The sequence below is a fragment of the Paenibacillus sp. 22594 genome (assembly GCF_052044425.1).
Lineage (GTDB): Bacteria > Bacillota > Bacilli > Paenibacillales > Paenibacillaceae > Paenibacillus_AQ.
Window position 1 is genome coordinate 106,932 of sequence record NZ_JBQENA010000003.1, and the last position, 16,890, is coordinate 123,821.

Genomic DNA, 16,890 nt, shown 5'->3' on the forward strand with positions numbered 1-16,890 from the left:
CAGTCAATTGGCCTCTTCTTACCCTATAGTATTCACATGCTGCGCTATCCACTCACTGGTGTCGTTCAGCGCTGCTTCTGCCCGCTGGGTTGCTGCTATGACTTGCACAGTTGCCGTACCGCCATAGACGTTGCGTGCGTTCACAACAGCCTCCGGCTGCAGCACGGCGTAGATCTGCTCATCGAACAGCGGGGAGAACTGCTTGAACTCCTCCAATGTCAGATCCAGCAGGAATTTGCCTTCGTTAATGCAGTACAGCACCGTCTTGCCAATCACCTCGTGCGCCTGGCGGAAAGGCAGCCCTTTGCCCACCAGGAAGTCGGCGATATCGGTCGCGTTGGAGAAGTCCGTGTTGACGGCTTCACGCATCCGGACTTTGTTCACCTTCATGGTGGAGATCATGGGCGCGAACAGCTGCAAGGCACCCGTCAGGGTAGCTACGGTGTCGAACATGCCCTCTTTGTCTTCCTGCATATCCTTATTGTAAGCGAGCGGCAGGGACTTGAGCACGGTCAGCAGGCCGATCAGGTTCCCGTAGACACGGCCCGTTTTGCCGCGTACCAGCTCTGGTACATCCGGATTTTTCTTCTGCGGCATAATGCTGCTGCCTGTGCAGAAGGCATCATCCAACTCTACGAAGCTGAACTCTGTGCTGCTCCACAGCACCAGCTCCTCACTGAGCCGGGAAAGGTGAGTCATCACGAGTGCGGCGTTAGCCAGAAACTCGACAATGAAGTCACGGTCACTGACGGCATCCAGGCTGTTCTCATAGACACTGTCAAATCCGAGCTGCTCCGCCACAAAATGACGGTCAATCGGGAAGGTGGTTCCCGCAAGCGCCCCTGCTCCCAGCGGCAGTACGTTGATCCGTTTATAGCTGTCCATCAGACGCTCCGCATCGCGGCGGAACATGGACACATATGCCAGCAGGTGATGGGCGAACAGGATCGGCTGGGCACGCTGCAGATGCGTGTAGCCCGGAACGATTGTCTCCACATTGTCCTTGGCTTGCCCAATCAGCGACTCCTGCAGCTCATGCAGCAGGGCTACCAGTTCCACTACGCGGTTACGCAGATACAGGTGCATATCCGTAGCCACCTGGTCGTTGCGGCTGCGTCCGGTGTGCAGCTTGCCGCCGACCGGGCCAATCTCCTCGATCAGATTCTTCTCGATATTCATGTGAATGTCTTCATCCGCTACGGAAAAAACAATCTCACCCGCACGTACCTTATGCAGCACCTTGTTCAATCCGTTCTTGATGGTTTCTACATCCTCCAGCGGCAGGATGCCGCATTTGCCCAGCATCGTGACATGGGCCAGACTGCCCTGCACATCCTCTTCAGCAAGTAGCTTATCGAATCCGATAGAGGCTGTGTATTCCTCCACCAGCTTGTTGGTCCCTTTGGTAAAACGTCCGCCCCACAGCTTGCTCACCTGTTGTATCCTCCTCTATTGACGTTAGAAGGGCCGCTCCTGTCCTGACGGGAGGAACGGCCTTCGGCTGTCTGCTTATGTTTGCCTTATCTATATGCCTAACGCTTATCTATTGATTCGATTCCGCCACGCCCGCAGAAACCTTCAAACGCAGGGCATTCAGGCGGATAAAGCCTGTTGCATCCCCTTGATCGTAAGCCTGAGTCGGATCAGCCTCCATGGTGGCGATATCCGGATTGTACAGGCTGACCGGAGACTTCACACCGGCTCCGATGATATTGCCTTTGTACAGCTTGACGCGCACGGTGCCCGTAACGTTCTTCTGGCTTTCCTTCACCAGCGCCTGCAGTGCAAGGCGTTCAGGTGCGAACCAGAACCCGTTGTACACGAGTGTGCTGTATTTGGTAATCAGGCTGTCGCGCAGGTTCATCACTTCACGGTCCATCGTGATGGATTCCATTTTGCGGTGGGCTGTGAACAGGATCGTTCCACCCGGCGTTTCGTACACACCTCGGCTCTTCATGCCGACAAAACGGTTCTCCACCATGTCGACGCGTCCAATCCCATGCTTGCCGCCCAGCTCGTTCAGCTTCTCCATGACTTGCAGCGGAGTTAACGGCTCGCCATTCAGCGCGATACAGTCGCCCTTGAGGAAGTCCAGCTCCAGATATTCCGCTTCATCCGGAGCATCCTCCGGTGCGTTACTGAGAAGGAACATGCCTTTGTTCTCCGGTGCACTTGGATCGAACCAGGGATCTTCCAGCACGCCGCTCTCATAGCTGATGTGCAGCAGGTTGCGGTCCATGGAATAAGGCTTGGCCGCCGAGGCCTGAACCGGAATTCCATTGGCTTCCGCATAAGCGATCATTTCCGCACGGCCCGGGAACTGGTTGCGGAATTCTTCAAGCCGCCAAGGCGCAATCACCTTGATGCTTGGCGACAAAGCCGCCGCATTCAGCTCGAAGCGCACCTGGTCATTCCCTTTGCCGGTTGCGCCATGGGCAATAGCCGTCGCGCCTTCAGCAATGGCAATGTCCACCATACGCTTCGCAATCAGCGGACGGGCGATGCTGGTACCGAGCAGATACTGGCCTTCATACAAAGCGCCCGATTGGAACATCGGGTAGATGAAGTCATTCGCGAACTCGTCGCGCAGGTCATCGATATAGACCTTCGATGCGCCGGTAGCAAGGGCTTTTTCCTCCAAGCCTTCCAGCTCTTCCTTCTGGCCAATATCGGCTGTAAACGCAATAATCTCAGCGTCATACGTTTCTTTCAGCCATTTCAGGATGACCGAGGTATCCAGTCCGCCAGAATAGGCGAGCACAATTTTTTCTTTAGCCATGGGGGTGCAACTTCCTTTCGTGTGGGGGGTATAGGACCGAACTTAGCCTGGCGTATGGAGCTTCCGGTGCCTGGACGCAACTGCGTGAAATGTTTGGACTTTCGGCCGCTGTTATAATCGGATTTCTGTGATTTCAAGCCCGCAGGCTGCGGGGGAAATCCGATTATAAAGGCGGACGCTGACGCTCCTACAGTTCCAAACTTTCACTCCGTTTGCTATGCACCCGAATTCCAACCCTTAAAGCTTAATTTCATCCTATATCGTGTTTTATATAGCATAAGACCAGGCAAAACCCTTGCCTGACTTGCATAATCAACCTTCATTTATCCATATCGCTGCTAACTCTGAGCTTTAGTTTAGCCCGGAGATTCGCTACTTAGCCCATCAATGCAGCCATCAGCGCTTTCTGAGCATGCAGACGGTTCTCCGCCTGGTCGAAGATAACCGAGTTCGGGCCGTCGATTACGCCAGTGCTGACCTCTTCCTCACGGTGGGCCGGGAGGCAGTGCAGGAACAGATAGTCGCTCTTCGCGCCTTTGACCAGTTCTTCGTTGACCTGATAGTCCTTAAAGGCAGCCTCACGCGCGAGCTGCTCGGCTTCGAAGCCCATGCTTGCCCATACGTCCGTGTAGATGACATCCGCGTCCTGTACGGCTTCCTGCGGGCTGCGGGTAACCACAATCACTGAGCCGGTCTCCTTGGCAATCTCACGTGCCTCTGCCACTACAGCTGCATCCGGCTCATAGCCCTCGGGTCCGGCAATGGAGACATGCACACCCAGCTTAGCACCGCCGATCAGCAGGGAATGCGCCATATTGTTACCATCGCCGATATAAGCCAGCTTCAAGCCCTTCAGCTTGCCCTTGTGCTCATAGACGGTCTGGTAATCGGCCAGCACCTGGCAGGGATGCGCCAGATCGCTTAGTCCGTTGATGACAGGAACCGAAGCATATCGAGCCAGATCCTCCACTTTATCATGGCCGAAGGTACGGATCATAATGCCGTCCAGATAACGCGACATCACCTGTGCCGTATCGCCCACGGTTTCTCCGCGTCCGAGCTGGATATCATTTTTACTCAAGAACAGCGCATGACCTCCAAGCTGGAACATGCCCACTTCGAATGATACGCGTGTGCGGGTCGAGGATTTCTCAAAAATAAGCCCAATCGTCTTCCCCTTCAGCGGCTGGTAGACCTCACCGCTCTTCTGCTTACGCTTAAGCTCGATCGCCAAATCAATCAAATACGTGATTTCCTCCGGGCTGTAGTCGTTCAGCTCCAGCAAATCACGGCCTTTGAGCTGCTGCGCGAGTTTTCCGGTATCGCTGTGTACTCCCTGGCTCATGAACCTGCCTCCCATTTTCCATTGTTATAGAACGTGAACTTAAGAATGTAATATACGGAGTTGCCAGAAAGCCTTAAGTATAAGGCTTTACGGCAACTCCCTGCTTCATTCTTAAGTTCATCTTATTTAGCATAAGTATGAATGAGTTCCGAAAGGATGTCCACCGCCTGGTGGATCTCCTCAGTGCTTACATACAGGTTAGGCAGCAGCCGAATGACATTCGGTCCGGCCTGTACGAACAGCAGCCCGCGTTGCTGTCCGGCCAACACGATATCCGCTACAGGTGCCGCACATTCAATGCCGATGAGCAGGCCTTTGCCGCGGATCTCCTGCACAAAAGGTATATCTGCCAGCTTCTCTCTAAGCAGCCCTTTCAGATATTCGCCCATTTCGGCAGCTCGCTGCGCCAGATTGTCTTCAAGCATCGTTTCGATCGTCGCTTCCATCACTGCTGCCGCAAGTGGCGTTCCGCCGAAGGTGCTCGCATGACTGCCTGGGCTGAAAGCTTCACGCAAATAGCCTTTGCCAAGCATCACACCTGCGGGGAAGCCGCTGGCGACTCCTTTGGCCAGAGTGAATATATCCGGCTCAATACCGTAGTGCTGATGCGCAAACAGCTTGCCTGTGCGTCCCATGCCGGTCTGCACCTCGTCCACGATCAGCAGCAATCCGTGCTCCTTGCACAGTTCTACCACCGCATCCAGGAACTCCTGCTGCACCTCCAGCACGCCGCCTTCAGCCAAAATCATTTCCAGCATAATGGCTGCCGTATTCTCGGAAATAGCCGCCTTCAGCGCCGGAAGATCATGCAGAGGCACGGTCTTGAAGCCTGCCGGGAGCGGCAGGAAGCCTTCTTTTACCTTCTGCTGTCCGGTAGCCGTCAGCGTCGCCAAGGTACGTCCATGGAAGGATTGCTCGAAGGTAATCACTTCATAACGGCCCGTTCCCTTCACCTTCTGGTGATAACGGCGCGCCAGCTTGATCGCTGCTTCATTCGCTTCGGCCCCGCTGTTGCAAAAGAACACCTGATCCGCACAGCTGTTAGCCGTCAGCAATGCCGCCACCCGGTCCTGTCCCGGAATGTGGAACAGGTTCGAGACATGCCACAGCGTATCAATCTGCGCTTTCAGCTTCGCGCCAACCTTCTCCGGTGCATGGCCCAAACTCGTTACAGCCAGGCCGCACATGAAATCGAGATACTTATTGCCCTGATCATCCCATACCCAGCTGCCTTTGCCCTTGACCAGACTGATATCGTATCTGGCGTAGGACGGGAATACCGCACTCAGCTTGGCAGGAGCAGCCTCCTGAACCTCCGTCTCTGCTGAACGGTCCTGCGGTGCCCCTGTCAAAGAATCTTTTTCCGCTTGTGTAAGCTCACTCATTCTTAGTCACTCTCCCACCATGCTGCTTCCGGTATTCCCGTCAGCGCTTGTTATTAGTTATGAACGAATAATCCGTGTTCCCAGCTCTTCACCCTGCAGCACCCGGCTGAGCACCCGTGGCTCTTTGCCGTCAACAATCACTACTTCGAACACACTGCCCTGAATACAATCGATCGCCGCGCGTACTTTGGGAATCATCCCGCCATAAATTTCGCCGCTTTCGATCAAGTCTTCAATCTGTCCCACCGTCACAGACGGGAGTACGGTTTTAAGGCCATCCAGTGTACGCATTATGCCCGGAACATCCGTAACGACGATCATTTGGGGCGACCCGATAAAAGAAGCTACCGCCCCCGCCGCCGTATCCGCATTAATGTTGTATCGCTGGCCTCCGGCATCTACACCAATCGGCGCGATTACAGGGATATAGCCCATCGCCAGAACACCCCGCACAATCTCCGCGTTGACCTCTGTCACTTCACCAACCAGCCCCACTTCGTCACTGTTCGCGACCAGCCGGGCGGTGATCAGCCGTCCATCCACACCGGATAAGCCGAGCGCTTGCCCCCCGCTGCCCTGAATCCTTCGGACAATTGCCTTGTTAATGCTTCCGGCCAGCGTCATCTCCACCACATCCAGCACTTCCTCGGTCGTCACCCGCAGGCCGTTCACGAAGCGGCTCTCAATGCCAAGCTTCTCCAGATTGCCGGAAATCGCCGGCCCACCTCCGTGCACGATGACGGGCTGGGCACCACTCTCCTGCAGCTCCCGCAAATCATCAAAAAACGAATCCGGAAGCGCCGCCAGCGTACTGCCGCCACATTTCATCACGAACAGTCCGCCAGCTTTATGATCCTCAGTAGGTTCTACAGTCATTTTTCGTTATCCCCCCCGTAAGTGGAGTGCCAGCCATGAATCAGGTACGGTATGCGGCATTAATGCGCACATAATCATACGTCAGGTCGCAGCCCCAGGCGGTAGCCTTGCCGTCTCCATCAGACAAAGCTACGGTAATCAGCACGGTATCGCTTTTTTGCAAATAATGCAGGGCTTTCTCTTCATCAAAAGCCACTGGCCGCGACTGCTTGAGCACCTCAATCCCGCCAAGTGAAATATCCACCTGTTCCGGCGATACCGGCACCCCTGCGCGTCCTACTGCGGCAATCACTCTCCCCCAGTTGGCATCCGCGCCGAAAATCGCCGATTTCACAAGACTGGAGCCGACCACCGTCTTGGCAATCGCAGCCGCAGCCTCATCGTGCACCGCACCACGGATCTGCACCTCAATCAGCTTCGTCGCCCCTTCACCGTCACGGGCAATGGCCATGGCCAGACTCTGGCAGACATGCGTAAATGCCGCGGCAAAAGCATCCCAGTCCGCATGCAGACGTGTCAGCTTTTCATTCCCCGCAAGCCCGCTCGCCATCGTAACCAGCATATCATTAGTGCTTGTATCCCCATCTACCGTAATCATATTAAAAGTCGTATTCGTCGCAGTGCGGAGCAGACTGAGTAGAGACTCGCCGTCAATTACAACATCCGTAGTCATGAAACCCAGCATGGTTGCCATATTGGGATGAATCATCCCCGAACCTTTGGCCGCTCCGGCAATCGTTACTTCTTTACCCCCGACCCTTACTTTCACGCAGCATTCTTTTTTGACCAGATCTGTGGTGAGGATCGCCTGGCAGAACTCCTCTGCTCCGGTGGCTCCTCCGTCCAGCTTCTCAGGCAGCCCGGCAATCCCGCTTCGCACACAGTCCATCTTCAGCAGTTCTCCGATCACGCCGGTAGAAGCAACCGCAACATCCTGTTCATTCACGCCTAAGCGGCGGGCAGCGGCAGCACGCATTTCATAGGCATCGGCTTCGCCTTGATCACCTGTACAGGCATTCGCATTCCCGCTGTTCACGATAACCGCCTGAAGCGTACCATTCACCAGACTCTCCCGCGTTACCTTAAGCGGTGCAGCCTGGAAAACATTCGTTGTATACACAGCAGCCGCTGTCGCCGGAACCTCGCAGAGGATGGCTGCCAGGTCATTGCGCTCTGTTTTTTTGAGGCCGCAGTGCAGCCCTCCAGCCTTAAATCCCTTAGGTGTCGTAACACTTCCGCCTTCCAAGACGGTAAAAACTTGCTTCTCAATCATTATATTGTTGACCGCTGAACCTTAAGGATACACAGGTGTGTAGCCCAGGCCGCGGGTTTCCTCCCATCCCATCATCAAATTCAGGTTCTGAATCGCTTGCCCTGCCGCACCCTTAACGATATTGTCAATGACGGATACAATGGTCACCCGACCTGTACGGGCATCTGTAGCAAAACCGATATCACAATAGTTAGAACCGCTGACCTCTTTGGTTGCCGGCAGCACACCAGCGTCACGAACCCGCACAAACGGCCGTCCTGCATAATATTTACGATATAAGTCCACAAAATCCTGCTCGTTGTACCCACCGTTCATCCCGGCGTACATCGTGCTCATAATCCCGCGGGTCATCGGCACCAGATGTGTAGTGAATGTCACCGTCACTTTCTCTCCGGATATCTCCGCCAGGGTCTGTTCAATCTCCGGAATGTGCTGATGCTTGTTCACCTTATAAGCTTTGAAATTCTCGTTGATTTCGGAGTAATGAACCATCAGACTCGTTCCCCGGCCTGCCCCGGACACACCCGATTTCGCATCAATAATAATGCTGTCATGCTTGATCCAGCCCGCCTGCAGCGCCGGAATCAAGCCCAGCAGCGAAGCGGTGGAATAACAGCCCGGATTGGAAATGAAGTCTGCCCCGGCGGCACGTTCGCCGAACACTTCGCATAATCCGTATACAGCCTGCTGCAAATAGGAATCAGACGGAGCCGGATGCTTATACCATTGCTCATACTCTGCGCCGTCCTTCAGCCGGAAGTCACCGGACAGATCGACGACCTTCAGCCCTGCCTCCAGCAGCTGCGGCACCAGCTTGGCACTGACCCCCGACGGCGTTGCTGTAAATACCACATCCGCCCTGCCGGCAATCTCTGCCGCGTCCACTCCATCCAGATTACGCTGCACAATCCCCGTTAAATGAGGAAAACCTTCCTCAATAGGCACACCTGCGCTTGAAGAGGAAATCACTGAAGTAATCTCTATATCAGGATGGTTCTGCAGCAGCCTGATCAGCTCCACGCCCCCATAACCCGTTGATCCAACAATTGCCGCTCTCAGCTTGCCTGTCACTGTCATCCCCGCTTCCTGCCTGTTATGAATATCATGAATACCGCCCTTGGAAATATGTATTATTATACGACCGAATTAATATAAATACAACATGTAACGTCAAGTTTATTGAGCTAGAAAGATATCAGCGTGAAGCACATAATACTTATATTCCCAAAAAAAGAGTGCAGACCCCCTAAGGAGACTGCACTTCTCTTTTAAACCCTTCGCCCAGCACTTCATGTGCCTCGGTAATAATGACGAACGCCCCCGGATCAACAGAACGCACAATTGCCTTCAGCCGGGTAATCTCATTTTGGCCCACAACGACCATAAGTACTGTGCGGCTATCGCCCGTATAGCCGCCTTGCGCATTCAGCTTGGTCAGACCACGGTCCAGATCGTTCAGGATGGCCTGAGAAATCTCTTCTGTCTTATCCGCAATGATGTAGGCCACCTTGGTCGTGCTGAAGCCAACCTCCAGCGCGTTGATGACCCGGCCCGTCACAAACAAGCCAATCAGCGCATACATTGCCTGTTCCATTCCCAGTACAAAAGCAGCCAGCGTAATCACCGTACCATCCAGCAGCACCACAGACAGCGAGAAGCTGAATCCCGTGATCTTCTGAATAATCTGCGCCAAAATGGTCAAGCCTCCCGTGGACCCGCGTCCGCGGAATACCAGCCCCAGACCCAATCCCACCCCAATCCCGCCATAAATAGAAGCAAGCAGCGGATTCGTGGTCGGCACAGGCCCGTCTTTCGTCAAAAAGATAAACAGCGGCAGCACAAAGCTGCCGAGCAACGACCTAATTCCATATTGCTTGCCCAGGAATATCACCCCAAGAATAAACAGTGGAATGTTCAGTGCCCACTGGGTGAAGGCAGGTTCAGCCTTAAACCAGGCTTCCGCGAGTACGGATAACCCCGATACCCCTCCGGAAGCGATTTGGTTCGGCAGAAAAAACAGATTAAAAGCAAGCCCCGTAATCAGTGAGCCCACCAGAATCAGCATAATATCCACCGTATGGCGCAATGGCCCGTTCAGCGGAATCAGCGGGGGTTTATTGCGTGAATTGATTTTTTGCATGCAAAGTTATTCTCCTTAACGTTTATACTTGAAGCTATTACACCCTAAACTTCTCAAAAAAATTCCTACACCTCCGAAGACGCGTAGGAATTATCATTATCCCCTTATTCTGCTTCTGTCTTAATCTGGCTGCGCAAATATCCGTCGATAAAAGCGTCCAAATCGCCGTCCATCACCGCTCCAACATTACCGGTTTCCACAGAAGTACGGTGATCCTTTACCATACTATAGGGATGGAATACATAGGAGCGGATCTGGCTTCCCCATGCAATATCCGATTGCTCGCCGCGGATCTCATCGAGATGCTGCTGCTGCTCCTGCAGCTTGCGCTCATACAGCTTGGAACGCAGCATTTTCATCGCCTGTTCCCGGTTCTTGATCTGTGAGCGTTCATTCTGGCACGTTACCACTACGCCGGTAGGCAAGTGAGTAATACGCACCGCAGAATCCGTCGTATTGATATGCTGACCGCCTGCGCCACTGGCCCGATACGTATCGATCTTCAGATCCTCTGTACGGATATCCACCTCTACATCATCTGCAATCTCGGGTACCACATCACAGGATACAAACGAGGTATGGCGTCTGCCTGAGGCATCGAACGGGGAAATGCGCACCAGCCGGTGTACTCCCTTTTCAGCTTTCAGATAGCCATAGACATTGTAGCCTTTGATCAAAAGCGTAACACTCTTAATCCCTGCTTCATCGCCCGGCAAATAATCCAGGACCTCTACTTTGAAGCCCCGTTTCTCCGCCCAGCGGGTATACATGCGCAACAGCATCTGCCCCCAGTCCTGGGACTCCGTTCCGCCGGCACCGGGATGCAGCTCCAATATGGCATTGAGCTTGTCATACGGCTGGTTGAGCAGCAGCTGCAGCTCGAACTCATCGACCTTGCCAGACACACTGCGAATCGTTCCGGCGACCTCTGCCGCCAAATCCTCATCGCCCTCTTCATCTGCCAGCTCCGCCATCATCGCCGCATCATCGTATTCCTGCTGCAGCTTCTCATACTGATCCACGGATGATTTCACCGCGTTCATCTCGGCGATGACGCCTTGTGCCTTCTCTGGATCATCCCAGAATCCGGGCGCTGCCATCTTTTCTTCGAAGTTGGATATCATCTCCTGCTTCAGATCTAAGTCAAAGAGACCCCCTAAGGTCGGTAAGTTTCTTGCCTATTTCACGCAGGTCCTGCTTAACATTAGGATCAATCATGTGTGATCACTTCACCTTTCAATATAAAATCATTGCGCCGGGGCGGCTGGATTGGACATTGTCCATATAGTTGATAACCCTCGCTGTCTGAAGCTCGTCTTCTTCAACACTCGTTCCCGGTGATGGACGTAACTGCGGGGAATGTTTGGACTTCCGGCCGCTGTTGTTCACAGATTTCCTGATTGGAGACCGCTGCCCGCGGTTGAAATCTGTGAACAAAGGCGGACGCATTCGCTCCTACAGTTCCAAACTCCCCCTCCGTTACTTCCACCTGAATCCAGGTTTCAAGAATAACGCCTTCTGCTTCGCTTAGGAATCAACATAGCTCCCAAAGCCCAAAAAAGCGGCCGGGCCGCAAACGGGGAGTCCCCCGGGCCCAGCCGCTTTTTATTGTCATTATAACCCTTGAACTGTGGAGCACAGACATGAAGCATATGAAGTACATGAAGTACAGTTCTGTAAACAGCTTTTGCAGATTAATGTCTGCGCACTGGTTTACTGAAAAGGATAAAGCCGAAAGCCGGAAAATCAAAAGGCCCGCTGTACTTACGCGTTCTGTCCATGGCAGTTCTTGTATTTCTTGCCGCTGCCGCAAGGGCATGGATCGTTGCGGCCGATAGCGGCCTCAACATGCACAGGCTGCTTCTCGGCAGGCTCACCGTTGGTAGAGATTTTATTCTCTTCCACTACGGATTGCCGTTCCTGATTGGTTTCAATATGCGCCTTCATAATGTAGGTCGCAACTTCCTCCTGAATGGTGGCGGTCATGGCATTGAACATTTCAAAGCCTTCAAATTGATATTCGCGTAGCGGGTCAGTACCGCCATACGCGCGCAAGTGAATCCCTTGACGAAGCTGATCCATCGCATCAATATGATCCATCCATTTGCTGTCAACCGAACGCAAGACGATAACCTTTTCGAATTCACGCACCAGCTCAGAGCCCAGGCGTTCTTCACGGGCTGCGTACTTCTCCAGCACACGGCCAAAGATGAATTCGATGATCTCTTCAACTTCTTTGCCCCACAGATCGTCCCGTGTCAGCTCGCCTTCTTCCAAAAGCTTGCTGTTCACATAATCAGCAACTTCCTGCAGCTCCCAGTTCTCGGGAATATCGTCACTGCAGTGGGCATGAACAATACGGTCAATAACCGGCTTGATCATTTCAATTACGACGTCTTTGATATTGTCAGACTCCAGAATCTCGCGGCGCTGCTTGTAGATAATCTCACGCTGCTGATTCATGACGTCATCATATTGAAGTACGACTTTACGAATATCGAAGTTGTTGCCTTCGACACGTTTTTGGGCAGATTCTACAGCACGCGTGATCATACGGCTCTCGATCGGCTGATCCTCTTCAAACCCAAGACGGTCCATCATATTCAGCACGTTGTCCGCACCAAAACGCTTCATTAATTCGTCGCCGAGCGACAAGTAGAACTGAGTGGATCCCGGGTCGCCTTGACGTCCCGCGCGGCCGCGCAGCTGATTGTCGATCCGGCGTGATTCATGGCGTTCTGTACCAATAATATGCAGACCTCCGAGATCTGTCACCCCTTCACCGAGTACGATATCCGTACCCCGTCCAGCCATATTCGTAGCAATGGTTACGGTTCCCGGCTGACCTGCATGGGAGATAATTTCTGCTTCCGCCGCATGATGCTTAGCATTCAGAACCTGGTGTCTTACACCTTTGCGTTTCAGCATTTCGGATACACGTTCGGAGTTCTCAATAGAAACCGTACCTACCAGAACGGGCTGATTCTTTTTGTGGCGCTCTACAATTTCTGCTACCACTGCGTTAAACTTACCGTTTTCGCTTTTGTATACAACGTCCGGCATATCCGCACGCTGATTCGGTTTATTGGTTGGCACCTGCAGAACTTCCAGACCATAGATCTTCTTGAACTCTTCTTCTTCGGTCTTCGCTGTCCCTGTCATTCCACCCAGCTTGCGGTACATCCGGAAATAGTTCTGGAATGTAATGGTGGCCAGGGTCATGCTCTCATTCTGCACCTGAATTTCTTCCTTGGCTTCGATAGCCTGGTGCAACCCGTCACTGTAACGGCGTCCTGCCATCAAACGGCCGGTGAATTCATCTACAATGACAACCTCATCCTCATTCACTACATAGTCGACGTCGCGGCGCATAATTACGTTTGCCTTGAGCGCTTGTACAATGTGATGGTTAAGGGTTACATTGGCATGGTCATACAGATTTTCCACCCCAAAAGCACGCTCTGCCGTAGCCACACCCTTTTCCGTTAATGCCACGGATTTCACCTTAATATCAACAGTATAATCCTCTTCAGCAGTCAGTCTCTTTACGAAACGGTCAGCCGCATAATACAGCTCCGTCGATTTCTCAGCTTGTCCGGAGATAATAAGAGGAGTCCGCGCTTCATCAATCAGAATAGAGTCAACTTCATCAATAATACAGAAATAGAGCGGACGCTGAACCATTTGCTCCTTATAGAGCACCATGTTATCGCGCAGATAGTCAAAACCGAACTCGTTGTTTGTGCCATACGTAATATCGCAGGCATAAGCTTCTTGCTTATCAGCATGGTCCATGCCGTTCAGGTTCACCCCAACCGTCATACCCAGGAAGTTATAAATTTGTCCCATCTGCGCACTGTCGCGCTGAGCCAGGTAGTCATTGACCGTTACCACATGTACGCCTTTGCCGAGCAAAGCGTTCAGGTAGACCGGCAGTGTACCTACCAGCGTCTTGCCTTCACCAGTCTTCATCTCGGAGATCCGGCCTTCATGCAGTGCCATGCCTCCAACTAATTGAACGTCAAAATGCCGCATGCCCAGCGTCCGTTTGGAAGCTTCGCGTACGGTTGCAAATGCCTCGGGAAGAATTTCTTCCAAGGTTTCGCCCTTCTCAATCCGGGCACGGAATTCATTGGTCTTAGCTTTCAGTTCTTCATCCGAAAGTGATACGAAATCGGGCTCCAACCCATTAATTACATCGACCGTCTTCATGAGACGTTTGACATCACGTTCATTGGTGTCGCCGAATATTTTTTTTACAAGTCCTAGCATGGTTAACCCCTTTCATGCAACACAGATGGTGGAACCGAGCCCATCCTCACTAATATTGAAAGGGCCATATATGATTTCGATTCCGCTGCTTCATAAATTGTAACAGTTTGTAAGAGAAGCCGCAATACAAGCAGCCGCAACCTTATTTTTCAAGTGAGCTCATTACTGCTAAAGTGCCGCTATTTTGTCATAAACACATGTATATACGCACAAGAGCCCTATTCGCTTATGGCGAATAGGGGCTCGGTTAATTTTCTTTTGTCAGACTGAAGCAAATCCCCTGCTCCAAGTCGAGTTCGGCTTCATACACCCAAACCTAGTCTTGTTCGATCAGGCCGTATTTGCCGTCGTTACGTTTATAAACAACGCTAACTTCAGAAGTGTCGATATTGGAGAACACGAAGAAATTGTGTCCAACCATGTTCATTTGCAGGATCGCTTCTTCTACATCCATAGGCTTCAAGGTGAAGCGCTTGTTCCGCACGACCTCCAAATCATCGTAATCCTGTTCCTCTACAGCAACGCTGTTTGGTGCTCCTTCCACAAAGAGCGTTTTCAGGCTTCCTTCCTGGCGGAACTTACGATTGAGCTTGGTCTTGTGTTTGCGAATCTGGCGTTCCAGCTTGTCCACTACAGCATCGATGGATGCGTACATATCATCGCTGCGGTCTTCCGCACGAAGCGTAACACCTGCCAGCGGGATTGTAACTTCCACCGTATGAAGGCCGCGAACAACGCCTAGCGTCACATATCCTTCAGAGGTAGGGGGTGCATCGAAGTACTTCTCAAGTCTGCTGAGCTTCTTATCAACATAATCTCTCAAAGCGTCGGTCACTTCAATTTGTTGACCTCGAATGCTGAATTGCATGGGCACTCCTCCTTTGTTTACATAGCCATTATACCAAATTGTCAGGGCTAAGTAAAAAACAAATCATGACAGTGTTTACATCTAACTAACAAAAGATGTCATAGCCTCCCCATATACAAAAACAGATCCAGCCAGAGCAACTTGAGCTGCCCTGACCGGACCTAGTATTACTAGTTAAATATTGCAGATTCCCCGTCCTTACTTCGTTTGAATACGCAGAATTTCTACCGGTGACCAGACGCTACCGGAACCTGTAATAAAATATACCTTGTAGCTGGTTTTGGCAGTTAGCCCAGTCAAGCTCAGTGTCTGTCTTACCGCCGGTGAAGGCGCCGGAGTGATCCAACCTGTCCAAGGTGCGGTAAGTTGGGTCCCTGAGCTGTTTTGTCCAGCAGCAATCTGCGCCGCAGTCGGGTTGGCGGCATTAGCCGGCAGTACAACATATCTTACTGGAGCCGAAGCACCACCTGTCTGCCCATATTTCACATAGACATCTGCTGTCACTGTTCCCATATGTCCCGGTTCAACCAGCGTGATCGATGTTGGAGTACTTGTGTTCGTCTTCAAAAGAAGCTTCGATACCGTTGACATGTTCCCGGCAGTATCTGTAACGATAATGTATGTTGCATATTCTGTATTAGGCTGCAACCCGTACACCGAAAAAGAAACAGTTGACCCTGCCGCTGTGGCCTTGGTTCCATAGTTTACTCCCAGGGTTCCAGCACTTGTCTTTCCCAGTTTTACCTGCGAGGCACTAGGATTCGGCATGCTGCTGCTGTAAGGAGCCACCACATAATAGATTGCTCCGGTTACGGATGGAGTAAGGTACACATCTGCTGTCACCGAACCCACATGTCCATAAGTTACACCACTTACTGATGGTGTGGTGATAATACCACCGCCGCCACCGCCACTACCTCCACCTGTTACAGGGGTTGCAGTAGGAGTAGGAGTAGGAGTTGCACCAGGCGCAGGCGTCGCTGATGGAGTTGGTGTAGGGGTTAATCCAGGAGTAGAAGGGTTAAATACAACCGAATTGCTGATAATCCCTACAGCCTCTGCCCGGGTCAGCGATCTCTTGGGGCCAAAGGTTCCATCCGGGTACCCGTTGATGATCTTTTTACCTGCTGCGGCTGCCACTGCCCCTTTTGCCCAAGCGGCAATTTGAGCATTGTCTTTAAAGGTTGTAGAAGCTGCGGCGGTATTCAGGCTAAGCAATTTGGCAGCAATGACGGCTGCTTCTTGTCTGGTCAATGGATTAGTGGGACGGAATGTTTTATTCTCATAACCGCCGATATAACCGGCTTTCACGGCTTTCGCCACCTCGGAGTATACCCAGTTAGTCTTTTTCACGTCGGTGAAGCTGATCGTTCCCGTATCTTTGAACCCGAACAGACGATTAATCAGTGCCACATATTCGCCGCGCGTTATCGCCTTGTTAGGCTTCACCGTACCATCCGGGTAACCGCCCAAATATCCTTTATTCAGCCAATCCTGCAATTGCTTCTGCGCCCAGTGTCCTTGAATATCTTTGGGGGCAGGGGCAGCAGAGATACTGCCCAGAGATCCGAGTAGCATGCTTGCACCCAGTATCCCTGTCATTAATCCACGCCACGTCTTTTTCATTCTGCTTTTCATCCTCCTGAGTGTTTGATGGGCATAGGCTTACTGCATCGCTCCTGAACCTCTGTCTCGTCCAAAGAGCCATACGCCTAAGCATAAAGAATGTACGTCGAGGCAAGATAGAAAGCCCAACGTCTTCTATTACCCAAATACTGGAGAATGTTAACGTTTTTCTTGAAATTAATTTTACACTTTGTCTAATTCCAGCTAAATTCCGCCACATCTGGCATGACTTTATGTAAAAAAACATTAAAAAAGACCCTGGGAAAAATCTCCCAGGGTCTACGCTAGCGTTGTCTCAATTGCTAACCATCTACCATATATGTAGG

Annotated in this window: 13 protein-coding genes; all 13 read right to left on the reverse strand. The window is 52.1% G+C overall.

Annotated features, from left to right (window positions below; all coding sequences use genetic code 11):
• Positions 1-18 precede the first annotated feature (18 nt).
• Positions 19-1,434, reverse strand: a complete 1,416-nt coding sequence (gene argH, locus ACTJKB_RS11250; RefSeq protein ID WP_440834007.1) for an argininosuccinate lyase — start codon at positions 1,432-1,434, stop codon at positions 19-21.
• A gap of 109 nt (positions 1,435-1,543) precedes the next feature.
• On the reverse strand, positions 1,544-2,779 hold the full coding sequence (locus ACTJKB_RS11255) for an argininosuccinate synthase (protein ID WP_440834008.1): 1,236 nt from the start codon (positions 2,777-2,779) through the stop codon (positions 1,544-1,546).
• 376 nt (positions 2,780-3,155) lie between these two features.
• Positions 3,156-4,124, reverse strand: coding sequence for an ornithine carbamoyltransferase (gene argF, locus ACTJKB_RS11260; protein WP_074111256.1), 969 nt, complete (start codon positions 4,122-4,124; stop codon positions 3,156-3,158).
• Between the two features lie 122 nt (positions 4,125-4,246).
• Entirely contained in the window at positions 4,247-5,509 is a 1,263-nt protein-coding gene (locus ACTJKB_RS11265; protein WP_440834009.1) for an aspartate aminotransferase family protein, read from the reverse strand.
• A 57-nt stretch (positions 5,510-5,566) separates the two neighbouring features.
• Positions 5,567-6,385 carry an acetylglutamate kinase gene (argB, locus tag ACTJKB_RS11270; protein ID WP_440834011.1) on the reverse strand — a complete coding sequence of 273 codons (819 nt, stop codon included), beginning with the start codon at positions 6,383-6,385 and terminating at the stop codon, positions 5,567-5,569.
• Between the two features lie 40 nt (positions 6,386-6,425).
• The gene (gene argJ, locus ACTJKB_RS11275) at positions 6,426-7,658 is read right to left on the reverse strand and encodes a bifunctional ornithine acetyltransferase/N-acetylglutamate synthase (protein ID WP_440834012.1); all 1,233 of its coding nucleotides are present in this window, start codon (positions 7,656-7,658) and stop codon (positions 6,426-6,428) included.
• Positions 7,659-7,679: 21 nt separating this feature from the next.
• Complete coding sequence (gene argC / locus ACTJKB_RS11280; protein WP_440834013.1) at positions 7,680-8,735, reverse strand: N-acetyl-gamma-glutamyl-phosphate reductase; 1,056 nt, start codon at positions 8,733-8,735, stop codon at positions 7,680-7,682.
• 169 nt (positions 8,736-8,904) lie between these two features.
• Complete coding sequence (locus ACTJKB_RS11285; protein WP_440834015.1) at positions 8,905-9,798, reverse strand: YitT family protein; 894 nt, start codon at positions 9,796-9,798, stop codon at positions 8,905-8,907.
• Between the two features lie 104 nt (positions 9,799-9,902).
• A protein-coding gene (prfB, locus tag ACTJKB_RS11290; protein WP_440834016.1) for a peptide chain release factor 2 occupies positions 9,903-11,016 on the reverse strand; the annotation gives its coding sequence in 2 pieces (ribosomal slippage) (positions 9,903-10,943 and positions 10,945-11,016; 1,113 coding nt in all).
• 18 nt (positions 11,017-11,034) lie between these two features.
• Positions 11,035-11,247, reverse strand: a complete 213-nt coding sequence (locus tag ACTJKB_RS11295; RefSeq protein ID WP_440834018.1) for a hypothetical protein — start codon at positions 11,245-11,247, stop codon at positions 11,035-11,037.
• Between the two features lie 315 nt (positions 11,248-11,562).
• Positions 11,563-14,070, reverse strand: a complete 2,508-nt coding sequence (gene secA / locus ACTJKB_RS11300; RefSeq protein ID WP_440834019.1) for a preprotein translocase subunit SecA — start codon at positions 14,068-14,070, stop codon at positions 11,563-11,565.
• A 316-nt stretch (positions 14,071-14,386) separates the two neighbouring features.
• On the reverse strand, positions 14,387-14,938 hold the full coding sequence (gene hpf / locus ACTJKB_RS11305; protein ID WP_440834021.1) for a ribosome hibernation-promoting factor, HPF/YfiA family: 552 nt from the start codon (positions 14,936-14,938) through the stop codon (positions 14,387-14,389).
• Between the two features lie 198 nt (positions 14,939-15,136).
• Entirely contained in the window at positions 15,137-16,564 is a 1,428-nt protein-coding gene (locus tag ACTJKB_RS11310) for an S-layer homology domain-containing protein (RefSeq protein WP_440834023.1), read from the reverse strand.
• Positions 16,565-16,890 lie beyond the last annotated feature (326 nt).